Source organism: Nocardia sp. NPDC057272, from assembly GCF_042668615.1.
Taxonomy (GTDB): Bacteria; Actinomycetota; Actinomycetes; order Mycobacteriales; family Mycobacteriaceae; genus Nocardia.
The window spans coordinates 197,928-208,046 of record NZ_JBHUYK010000011.1; the positions used below are offsets into that span (position 1 = coordinate 197,928).

The 10,119-nt window shown below is 62.6% G+C and carries 11 protein-coding genes; 5 read left to right on the forward strand and 6 right to left on the reverse strand.

The window, feature by feature from the left end; translation table 11 throughout:
- Both ACFULV_RS17690 and ACFULV_RS17695 read right to left on the reverse strand, forming a co-directional pair.
- On the reverse strand, window positions 1–1,437 hold a 1,437-nt coding region (locus ACFULV_RS17690), incomplete at its 3' end, for a tetratricopeptide repeat protein (RefSeq protein ID WP_378657862.1).
- A gap of 128 nt (window positions 1,438–1,565) precedes the next feature.
- Window positions 1,566–2,030 carry a hypothetical protein gene (locus ACFULV_RS17695; RefSeq protein WP_378657864.1) on the reverse strand — a complete coding sequence of 155 codons (465 nt, stop codon included), beginning with the start codon at window positions 2,028–2,030 and terminating at the stop codon, window positions 1,566–1,568.
- Between the two features lie 310 nt (window positions 2,031–2,340).
- On the opposite strand from ACFULV_RS17695, the gene ACFULV_RS17700 reads away from it, so the two are divergent.
- Window positions 2,341–2,529: a hypothetical protein gene (locus ACFULV_RS17700; RefSeq protein ID WP_378657866.1), complete on the forward strand. Its 189-nt coding sequence runs from the start codon at window positions 2,341–2,343 to the stop codon at window positions 2,527–2,529.
- A gap of 587 nt (window positions 2,530–3,116) precedes the next feature.
- On the opposite strand, the gene ACFULV_RS17705 is transcribed toward ACFULV_RS17700, so the two are convergent.
- Window positions 3,117–3,725, reverse strand: a complete 609-nt coding sequence (locus ACFULV_RS17705) for a hypothetical protein (protein ID WP_378657869.1) — start codon at window positions 3,723–3,725, stop codon at window positions 3,117–3,119.
- Window positions 3,726–4,345: 620 nt separating this feature from the next.
- Between ACFULV_RS17705 and ACFULV_RS17710 the strand changes: the two genes are divergently transcribed.
- The 4 genes from ACFULV_RS17710 to ACFULV_RS17725 all read left to right on the forward strand — a co-directional run bounded on the left by ACFULV_RS17710 (window position 4,346) and on the right by ACFULV_RS17725 (window position 5,857).
- On the forward strand, window positions 4,346–4,483 hold the full coding sequence (locus ACFULV_RS17710; protein ID WP_378657872.1) for a hypothetical protein: 138 nt from the start codon (window positions 4,346–4,348) through the stop codon (window positions 4,481–4,483).
- 35 nt (window positions 4,484–4,518) lie between these two features.
- Window positions 4,519–4,983: a hypothetical protein gene (locus tag ACFULV_RS17715; RefSeq protein WP_378657875.1), complete on the forward strand. Its 465-nt coding sequence runs from the start codon at window positions 4,519–4,521 to the stop codon at window positions 4,981–4,983.
- Between the two features lie 188 nt (window positions 4,984–5,171).
- Complete coding sequence (locus ACFULV_RS17720) at window positions 5,172–5,648, forward strand: hypothetical protein (protein WP_378657877.1); 477 nt, start codon at window positions 5,172–5,174, stop codon at window positions 5,646–5,648.
- Entirely contained in the window at window positions 5,645–5,857 is a 213-nt protein-coding gene (locus ACFULV_RS17725; RefSeq protein WP_378657880.1) for a hypothetical protein, read from the forward strand. Before ACFULV_RS17720 ends, ACFULV_RS17725 begins: the two co-directional genes overlap by 4 nt.
- Window positions 5,858–7,397: 1,540 nt before the next feature.
- Here ACFULV_RS17725 and ACFULV_RS17730 read toward each other — a convergent pair.
- The 3 genes from ACFULV_RS17730 to ACFULV_RS17740 all read right to left on the reverse strand — a co-directional run bounded on the left by ACFULV_RS17730 (window position 7,398) and on the right by ACFULV_RS17740 (window position 8,958).
- Window positions 7,398–7,853 (reverse strand): hypothetical protein, encoded by a 456-nt coding sequence (locus ACFULV_RS17730; protein ID WP_378657883.1) that lies wholly within the window; start codon window positions 7,851–7,853, stop codon window positions 7,398–7,400.
- A gap of 153 nt (window positions 7,854–8,006) precedes the next feature.
- Complete coding sequence (locus ACFULV_RS17735; protein ID WP_378657886.1) at window positions 8,007–8,492, reverse strand: hypothetical protein; 486 nt, start codon at window positions 8,490–8,492, stop codon at window positions 8,007–8,009.
- A gap of 37 nt (window positions 8,493–8,529) precedes the next feature.
- The gene (locus ACFULV_RS17740; RefSeq protein WP_378657889.1) at window positions 8,530–8,958 is read right to left on the reverse strand and encodes a hypothetical protein; all 429 of its coding nucleotides are present in this window, start codon (window positions 8,956–8,958) and stop codon (window positions 8,530–8,532) included.
- Window positions 8,959–10,119: the final 1,161 nt, after the last annotated feature.

Genomic DNA, 10,119 nt, shown 5'->3' on the forward strand with positions numbered 1-10,119 from the left:
CGCGATAGCGTCGCCTGCGTTGGCGGCTTTGCGCAGCCATGGTTCGGCGGCTGCCCAGTCGCCCCGCTGTGCGAGCACAGCACCGAGGTTCGAGGCCGCGATAGCGTCTCCGGCGTCGGCGGCTTTGCGGAGCCATGGTTCGGCCGCAGCCCAGTCACCCCGCCGCGTGAATAGGGCACCGAGGTTGAACGCTGCGGTGGCATCCTGGGCCTCGGCGGCCTTGCGGAGCCATGGTTCGGCCTCAGCCCAGTCACCCCGCTGCGCGAGCAGGGCACCGAGCATCGATACCGCAGTGACGCTCCCGGCGTCGGCAGCCTTCCTGAAGAAGGTGTGCGCGATTGCTTCGTTGGACCGCGTGTATGCAGCAAAACCGACCCTTGTCAGGGTGGCTGGGTCGCATTCGCGGGTTGCGTTGTGCCAGTAGTTGTCCGGAATGGGGCGAAGTGAGCGGTGATCTTGTCCGTCGTCGGCAGCGACGAGGTAGTCGAAGGCTTTGTAACCGCGTGTGTCAGCGTTGAGGTAGGTCGTGAGCAGCGCGGCAGCGCGGCCCGCCCCCGCGGGTGGTGTGCGTGCGGCGGCGGTTGCGGCGCGCATACCGTGCGTGGTGGCGTCGAGGTGGGGGTGTGCTGATCGCAGCTGGCCGAGGGCTAGGTCGATGAGGACAGGTTCGGGGATCGGGTCGTTGCGTCCGATGCGAGCCCAGTCCACCGCAGTCGCGATCACCGCGTACAACGGAGGGTCGGCGACACGGGCGTCGTCATAGCGCGCTAGCAGTTCTGGCGCGCCTGCTAGTACCTCTGCCAGACCGTAACCATCGCCGCCCTGCTCTGGGTAGGTGCTAGTCGCGGCCGCCCGCTCGTTGGGGTCCTCGCTGGTGGAGACCAGATCGATGGTTACGGCCTGCTCCAGCAGCATCCGGTTCTCCTGTCGCAATTCGCCACCACCACCCCGCAGTCGGGCGCGCATCTCCGAGCGCAGCGTCGCCACCACCACTGTCCGTCCCCGGCGCGCGGACAGTCGGGCCAGCACTGCGGGGGTCAGCAGCACTGTGCTGGTCAGGTAGACGTGCAGGTCGTCGAGCCACACCACCAAAGTGTCCTCGGTGTCGGTGAGGCGAGGATGGGCGGCGAGCTCGACGACACCGTCCGGGGTCGGCCACACCACTCGTGCGTCCGGGTCGTCGGCGTGAATTGCTTCGAACAGGGTGCGGGTCTTGCCAGCCTTCGACGGGCCCACCACGACTATGAGCCGATCACCGACCAAGGCCTCGGACAGACGCTCGTCGACCCGATTGGCCGTGCGAGCCACGTAGCTGTCGCGGCGACCGTACTCCCCGGCGCGCCCGAACGCCGAGCTCGTCGCTCCCAACCAGTACGGGTCGACTTCAGCGACCGTGGGCAGGTCGTCGATCCCGTGCACCTGGACCAGCTCCCGCATCGACCGGGGCAGCGGCGCAGGATTTGGGGCGTGGACAGAGACCGGTCCGTAGAAAGTACTTCCGGCAGCGGAGAAAATTGCCCCGCCTCCAATCGAGGCAGGAACGGAGGGCGCGGAGGATCCGGAAGTCAGTCCCGCGCCGTCGAAGGGCCCCGTGACGCCGTGAACCCTGCTTCCACGTCGCGGATCTCGGTGGCGCCCTCGATCGTGGAGTCGGTGACCCGCACCCCGTCCCCGGTGGAGGCGACGGCGGTGATCGTCAACGCCGCCGACACCAGCCCCGTGACGTTCACGCCGACGACGGCCTGTGGGGCGTGCTGCTGCACTGATTCCAGCACTGCGGCGGCGGCGGTGCCGAGCTCGGGATCGCCGGCGGCGCCGGCGTCGGCGAGGTCTTCGGCCAGGGAGTCCTTCTTCGACTTCGATTCCGGCTTGCGCTCCAACGCTGTGACATCCACGTCGCTGTACTTGCGCGAGAGCAGGTTCTTCAACCTGGTGTAGGCGTCCTTGACCGCCTGCGCCGCAGTATCGCCCACCCCCGCGAGCGCACCTGCCGCGATCGCCGAAACCACCACCGCCGTAACCGGATCCATCCCGTGATCCTCCCACCCCATCACCGCACCGCACCTATACGCCGTCTGATCTCGACAGCGAGATGTCGAGGGGCCAGCAGCACCGTCGGACGTCAGACTGATGAGCGGGTCCAGGTGACACGCCTCCGCGTTACTGGGTGGGTCAGTGACCGCCCGTGCGCAACCCAGTTTCCGCGGCATCCGCACCGACAAGACAACCCAGGAAGCCGGTCTACCGAGCATCCGAAGAAGTGGGGTTCGGCCGCCGACGCCTGCCAGCTCGTCGGAGATCGTCGCCGACAGGCTACCCGGGGTGGGCCGACACTCCACGGTGGCCACCGCCGCGTTGGCGATCGAGCGTCCGTCGATCGCTGCGGAACTGGTTGCCGATATGGAGCTCGGCGCAGCCAGCAAGGTCATCGCGAGGCTTCCTCCCGGTGCCGCCGAAGAGATGTTGACCGCCGTGCTGGCTGCGCAGCACCGCGAGATCAAGCGATTGTCCTCGAAGCTGCGTCGATAGCCATCGCACCGGCGATCTCGCCGGGATTTGTGTGCATCTCCAATGCCATTGGCTGCGGGTCCACTCATTACATGATGTATGGGCCCGCAGTCTGTGCGCCTGTTCGGGTCGGTCTGATCATCGTGGCGATGATCGCGATCAGCGGAATGGGTGCGTGGAATCGGCGGAGGAACATATCCTGCGACGAGTTCCTCTACCCGAAAGACCATCCTGTCGGCTCCCGCTCCCATCGGCATGTGACCGTTGGCGCCGAACGGCCCGCCTGTGCAGGTCTGGTTTGGCGGGTGAGGACGCTCGTGCTGAGTTGTGCATCGCCGTGATTGCGCTGTCGGCGGCGGGCGGACTGGGTGCTGTGAGGAGTGCGTCAAGCTGGCCGTGAACTCGCCGAGACGATGCGCTCCGCCAGCGATGCAGTCGTCGTGACCGAGCGTGTGGACTGGGAGGAACCCGAACGCGCACGGCTGCCAATGTTGGCGGGCCGAGTTGCTCGACCGATGCAGCGAGTATGCAATCCTGGGCGAGCCGTGCCACAGTTGGGTTTGGTATCTGAAATGCAGGTGTGCGCCGGGGCTCTGTCACCCACCTGGTCAGTCGTCGCGACGGCCCAATTCGATCCGCCGCTCGCGGCGAGTCTTACTGGGCCATAAGAACTTGAGAGTCATGCCCTTGAGCCCCCGGGCGCGGCGTCGGCTGCGTTCGTCGAGGTCGAGCATCGAGAACACCATCTCTGCGCCCAGGACATCCGCCATCCGATGGTCGAGTCGATAGATGATCCGCCGAGACCAGAACACGTGAATCGCGACAGCTGACACACCGTAGGTGACGAGCACCAGGGCGAGAACCTGCCACCATGGAATCTCCGGAAGAATTCCGAGTCCTGTGGCGTATCCGGCGAGGTAGCTCATCGCAGGGTGCAACACACCCAGCAACATCAACGCAGCGATGACGGGCGCGAAACGTCCCGCCCGCTGTAAGTCGGCGCTGACGATCGCTTCGGCCAGTGCACCTCGTTGCTGGAGGGGTGACAACTCGTCGTATCGGGGTCCGATGACCAAGACGAATTGCTCGACCGTCAAGCGAGGGTGTACTCCGTCCACGCACCAGTCCGGTGCGTTGCCCAGTTCGACCTGCGGGGCCTGCACCCCGAACCTCTGGGCGAGCTCGCCGACTTGAGTCTCGATTTGATCTTGATCCACTAGCAGATGATGTATCAAGTGATTGGTTATCGCCTGTCGAGCCGTGCCGGCCGACCCCGAACGGGGTAAGCGGTCGGTAGGACACGCTATCTGTCGCTCGGGGTGTGGGCATATTAGGGAAGCTCGAGATGGCCTGCGTGTTGTCGCTTTTCGGTCAGGGGGCTCGGCATCGACTTAGCTCCGGTGAACTCAATCCCCGCAGCGGCGAAGTGGTTCGACCCGCACGTCATGGCCCTATCTATCACCGAGGGCGTCCCCGACGCCTCGGTGCCCAGACTCGGCAGTGCATTCGGATCAAAGTCCGGCAGGATGAGTGGAGGGCTGACTTCCCGTTGGCAGAACATGAAGACGCCAGCTGAATATCCGCTTCTGCCGCTGGTCGTGTGATGGCGCTTGCAGTGGATCCTTTACAGAGGCAGGCGGGCGTGTACTAGGCGCCAGGTTTGGTACGCACCTGCGGATTCAGCAGTTCTGTTGGAACGGGTAGCACCCCGTGGGGGCAGCCTTCGTCATCGGCGCTGGCGCCGGAGTTGGGGCTGTGGTGGCCTGTTCAGGATTGTCGGCGACCTCCGGCTAGTGACGTGTGCTCCCATCGCTGGACACGCGCCCGACAACCGGGCGTGGCCGCTGAGCGCGACGACCAGCTGCTCCCGCCGTCGAGAGCCAACTCCGACCAGTCGATCGCGCTCGGCCTGCCGTGTGTACGGATCCTCATCGCTGACCTCAAACTGCGTGTCACCGGCATGGACGGCGTATAGGTGTGGTGCAGGCATCGGCGTGGCAAGCTGGCGAGATGGAACCGGTGACGGCAGCGGTGGTTTCGGCGATCGCGGCAGGCGCTGTGGCGGGGGTAGGCGAGACTGCGACACAAGCTGTTAAAGACGCCTACGCAGGACTGAAAAATCTTATCTGTCGCAAATATCCGGGTGTGAATGTTTCAGGCCTGGAACGCAAGCCGGACTCGGAGAAGAAGAAGGCGTCTCTCGCGGAGGACCTCGCTGACGTCGGCGCCGACGGGGACATCGAGCTCGGGACGGCGGCGGCGGCTGTGCTGGAGGCTGTGCGTGCCTATGCCCCGCAAGTGGTTACCGGTGTGGATGTGTCCGGTTTGGTGGCGGCGGCGTTGACGATTTCCGACGTCGCTTCTACTGGGCACGGGGTCCAGATCAGCGGCAGCGAGATCTCTGGGCACGCGCAGATCAGCGGGGTACGTGCCGGATTCGCGGAGCCGCCGGACCCTTCCACAGCGCGGGGATGATTCCCAGTAGCCCCGCGCCTGTCCCACCGTCGGGTGGGAACAATTTCTCTGGGAACACCTTCCACGGCCCCTTCACCCTTGCCGCCGCGGTGCCGGGACTGGCGATGCCGTTGCAAAAACCGGTTCAACGAAGCTGGAGACATTCCCACAAGGCCCTTTTGGGGTGTGCGATCGGTACGGTGCTGGCGGTGGTCGCCAGTATCGGCCTCGTCGCGGCATTTCCAGCAGACGAAAACAACTCAGCAGTCCCAGCCCCGTTGACGATCGATGTGAAGACCGTCATCGGTGGCCAATGCGATGGTTTGGTTTTCCATCAGCCGATCAACGAGCTCGGACCGCCGCCGTCCTACGGCGGCTACGGTGTGTGGACGGCAGAGCGCGACGGTGCCGAAACGGGGCAAAGCAAGGTCCTGGTCAGCATCATCGGAAAAGGGCCTTCTCCGGTAATGCTCACCGGCATCGGTGCTGAAGTCATAGACCGGCAGCCCGGTCCGATGCGGGGGACCAAACTCAACGGCCAGTGCGGTAGCCCGATGAAGGCCCGGTTCGCCGAAGTCAACCTTGATGTCGAACCACCCAAAATCGTCGGGTCCAACGCCGACCCCGACCAGTACTACGGTGAGGGCACCTTCAGCTCGACCCCGCTGCAGTTCCCTACCAGGTGAGTGACACCGATCCAGAGCTGTTCTTACTCGTCTCTAAAGCTGCCAGCGGGGACACCGTGTCGTACCGGTTCTACCTGGAATGGACCGATGGAACACGGTCAGGCAATCTCGTGATCGAAAACAACGGCAAGCCACTGCGTCTCGCGGAATCCGACAAGGAGGATCCGTTGTACCTCCAGAGCGGCAAAGAGTTCGTTCTGCTCAAGTAGGAGACCCGCCGAGCCCTAGTGCTCCAGACAAACTTCGTGATGTTGTTGTTTGGCAAACGGTTTCGTGCTGGTTGATGAGGATCTGGCTGCGTGGACGAGTTGTTCGCCCGAGTTGTGGGTCGGCTTTCGCGGGCGGAGCCGCGCGATGTGAGCGCGAGCGTATCTGCGCGGTTTGCTGGGCGCCGTTGGAGGGAAGAACGGCTGGCCGCGGCCCGAGGTGGCCGGCGACCCGACACCGGACGGCATGCGGCGGATGCTGAACAAGGCGGCGTGGGATGCCGGCGGAGTCCATGGCGGGGCGTAGGCTGGCCGTCGAGCACCTGGGCGATCCTGACAGCGTGCTAATCGTCGACGAGACCGGATTTCTCAAGACGGGTGTGAAATCGGCTGGGTGCAACGGCAATACTCCGGCGCTGCCGGACGGATCCAGAGCTGCCAACTCAGCGTTTTCTACGCTTGCCCGAGCGTCCAGGGTCGCACTCTGATCGATGGGGAGCTGTATGTGCCCAAGTCGTGGACCAGCGGCGGGGACTGCTTCCGACTAGCTGCGCCGAGGAAGTCGACTGCGCAACCAAACAGCTTCTGGCCCATCGAATGTGGCCGGTGCCTTGGACGCTGGCGTGACTGCCGGGGTCGCCGCAGACGATGCCTACAGCGGCGATTCGAAGTTCGGCCGGTGGCTCCAGCAGCGCCAGATCGGGTAAGTGGCGCCGTCCCCCGTAGCTCGCCGATCGTCGGCCTCGGGGCGACTGCCGCGGACTGCCTCGTCGCTGACGCAATGCAAGCGGCTTGGAAGTGCTTGAGCTGTGGAGAGCGCGCGAAAGTGAGACTCGACGATGTGGTCTGCGCCAGCACAGAACCAGGTCCGCAGCCCATGGCCTCATGTGCCGTCGGTCCGAGAGTGCAGGATCCACTGCTGGTAGGTATTGTGCCGAAATTGGTATGCAGTGCCGGTGACTCGAAGCAAGCCGTTGCGCCGAGCCCAGTCGAGAAACGCTGTGGGTTTGCGACCGGCGGTCCAACGCGGTTTGGCCATGGTGACCAACGCTGAAGCCGACAACCGATCTCGCGGAGAAGTCACCGGCCTTGTGTTCACGGCTACAATTGTTATCGCCTTAGCGGGCACGCCAGAATTGGCTGCAGTACAGACGGCGTGCTGCACTCTTCCGCAACGAGCGCGCGTGGAGCGCCGCAGTGGCCGCCGGGTTGGGGGTTGAATGCGGGTATCGCGTCGGTCAATGTCCCACTCACTTATCTGGACGTGATCCGTTTTCGCACCCCGCGCAGTCCTCGGTATCCAGATCATTTATCGTTCGGCAGTGGCCGCACGACCAAAACTTCGCCGACGCTGCGTCGCGCCGCGCCGCGCGTGGGCGGACCGACAAGTCCGGGTCGCGGCACAGGGTATCGGCTATCGAGCCGTCAGAGTCCAAGCCCTCGGCCTGTGCCGCGATTCGCGCAGCAATCCGATAATCTGCAGATTCGGCTCCGGCTGCCCAGGCAAGTAAGTCACTGCTCTTCTCGGCGGCAGTTGCAATTGCTACAAGGTACAGCAGAGTTGCCCGGTCTCGGGGCCGATTCGGCGGCGGTGCTGTCTTAAGGATGGCTTCGCTGTCCCATGGGGGGCCGTGACATTGCACAGCACGCTGGTAATGGCCCACACAATCCAGTCGGGGCCGGAGTCCAAGCACGAAAGCAATAGGAGTAATTGAGCCGAGGTTAGCACCGCATTGAAATCATGGGCCAGAACGGGTTGATCGAATGCATCAGTCGCAGCTACAAACCATTCATCCGTTTCTGCGCGCTCGCCCTCAGCGGCGCCGATATCCCGGATATGCTTCGCTTGCTGCGCGATCACAGCTTTGTCCAGGCCATAGGCGTCTGCGATGGCAGACAGCACGCCATGGCGTAAGGCTGTGGAGTCTGCCCATGCCTTCCGGTCGGCGCGGTGGTCGTTATAGTCGGCTACTTTGAGGAAGGATCCGAGCTCGGTCAAGGACCATAACCCATTACCGTTCGGTGATTGTGTCGTAGGAGATGTGAACGTTTTCAAGTCGTCCAGCAGTTCGGCCCGATTCCTTCGGTAGGTATCGAGCCTGCTTATCGAGGCGACGGGCGGCGGCTTCTAAACTTCTCGGTGACCTGCCTATTACCTAGAACTGGCGTAGGTCTCCAGCGGCTCGATTGCTGCTAGGCCTATTACGCGGATACTGTGAAGAGCAATGCCAGCCGCCTTCTGTTCAGGCCAGAATTCGCTGAATGAAACCCGCTGTGATTTCTCATAGCTCGCTTCCCAGCAGATAATATAGTCGCGAACCGCTGCCAGGAGTAGATCAACCAGCGAGCGTACACTTTCCGGTCCATTTCTCAGTTCTACAGATAGATCGGCTAGCGCGTCGCGCACGTCTTTGAGCGAGCGAAATGCGGCAGGCCAACTCTCTAAGTCTATTCTGGCGTACATAACGCCCCTCGACTTCAAGAGCGCAAGCGTCTTATTGACAGCGGCTCGCGTACGTTGTCGGTCTGCGTAGACATTGGTTTGAGCGGCAATCGCAACTCCGAGCTTGGCCAGTGTGTCTTCGTCAAAGATTTCGGTACCGGTGTACATATTCTGTACCTGGATCAGCTTTCCCACATTTCCGTTGATTGTGTTGTGGATTGGCTGGGGACCGCTAGAACGTGACATCGCCGTGTACAGTCTCGATTTGGACTATCTTCCCGACATCACCTTGAATGTTGTTCACAAAGGCAATATCCGCATTTGTGTTAGAAATCTGAGCCAACTCTGACTCGATAGAAGATGCGAACTGCGGGTCAGCGACCATAGCATTCTCGAGGTGTCTCGTGACGGCCGCTTGAGCTTGTTCATCGTCAGGATTTGCCTCAAGGTATCCGAGACTGGCCTCAGCCTGTGAGTTACCCGCAAACTTGCTCCGGATCAAGCCGAGCAATCTTTTTGCCCCGGATAAGGCTCCAGCAACCGCACCATCTGCCGACTTTGCGGCTAGGCTTTCGCCCGCCTTAGTCGCGAAATTTGCGAGATATGGGCCGATGACTTTCATTGCTGCACCAGCGATCAGCGCAATCGTGACAGGTTCCATGCCTAGCCCTTCTGCTTGCATGTCCGTTCGCGAACCTGACGGATGCATGGCTCACGTGATGTCGATCACACTATAGCATGGCCGAAGCATCCCGATGTACTATTCGCCATTCTCAAATCCGACCGTCTGATGTAAATTGAAGATAGATATGCCAGCGGACAATATAATTTCACCATTGAGCAGAACGCAAAGTTTAGCCGAGTTTTAACTTGGCATGATTCCGCGGGCTCGCTCGTAAGCCTAACGGGCTACACGGCTGCGATGACCCTCAAGAACATCACCGATGGTGAAGAGATTATTTCCCTGAGCACCACCGCCGATGGTAGTGGCAATGTAATGAACCCTCGGTGGCGCAGCCGGAACGATCTGTGGTTGCGGTGTGGACATCGCGGTCCCGCGTCGAGGACTTGGGCGGGCTGATCGCCGGTGTCAGGGCCATCGCCCGCGGGAGTTCGGCTATGCCGAACGCAGACTCACCGGCGCCGATGACCCCAGCCTCTGAGATCCTCGCGCGCTGATGTGGCTGCGGCACACCGGGGCATGGCTCGACCGCCGGCCGCAACCCGCCGAGTGACGACAGCGCCTGAGGCGACGGCGAAGTGCTCCCCGCGCGAGGGATGAGCCCGTCGACCGGACGTTCAGCGGCTGCCCCCACAGAAACCCCACACTTTTGACCGGAATCAATGCGAATTCATGCGAAACGATGAGAAGTGTCGATTCGCGAAAATTCTTGGTGCTGAGCACTATTGGGCAATGTCGGGTAGGGTCTGGACAACTGGAACCCGCGCCAGGTGGTCGCGGGTTCGAATCCTGTCAAGCCTGAAGGGGCAGCCCATCTGCCGGGTCAGCGCTGTTGTCGACCAGCATGCCGACTGTGAGTGCTTCTGATCGTCGCGGCCGAAGCTGCGAGGCGCTCGGGTCTTTCGTCGGGACGGGGCGTGGAGGCGGTATGAGGTCTCGCCTTCGGTCTATGCCGTGGGATCGACATCTGTTTTCGCGGGGTTCGGCTTTGTGGCCTGCTCGCGAAGTTGGTGAGGCGATGCATCAATGCGCGAGCCGCGGCTGATGTGAGGTCGGGCGGATTCGTCGGGACGATGACTTCGAGCTCTGCCGGTTCCGTGCTGGCGTCTCGGAGAGTGGCGCGCGTCGGCAAAGGGTTCT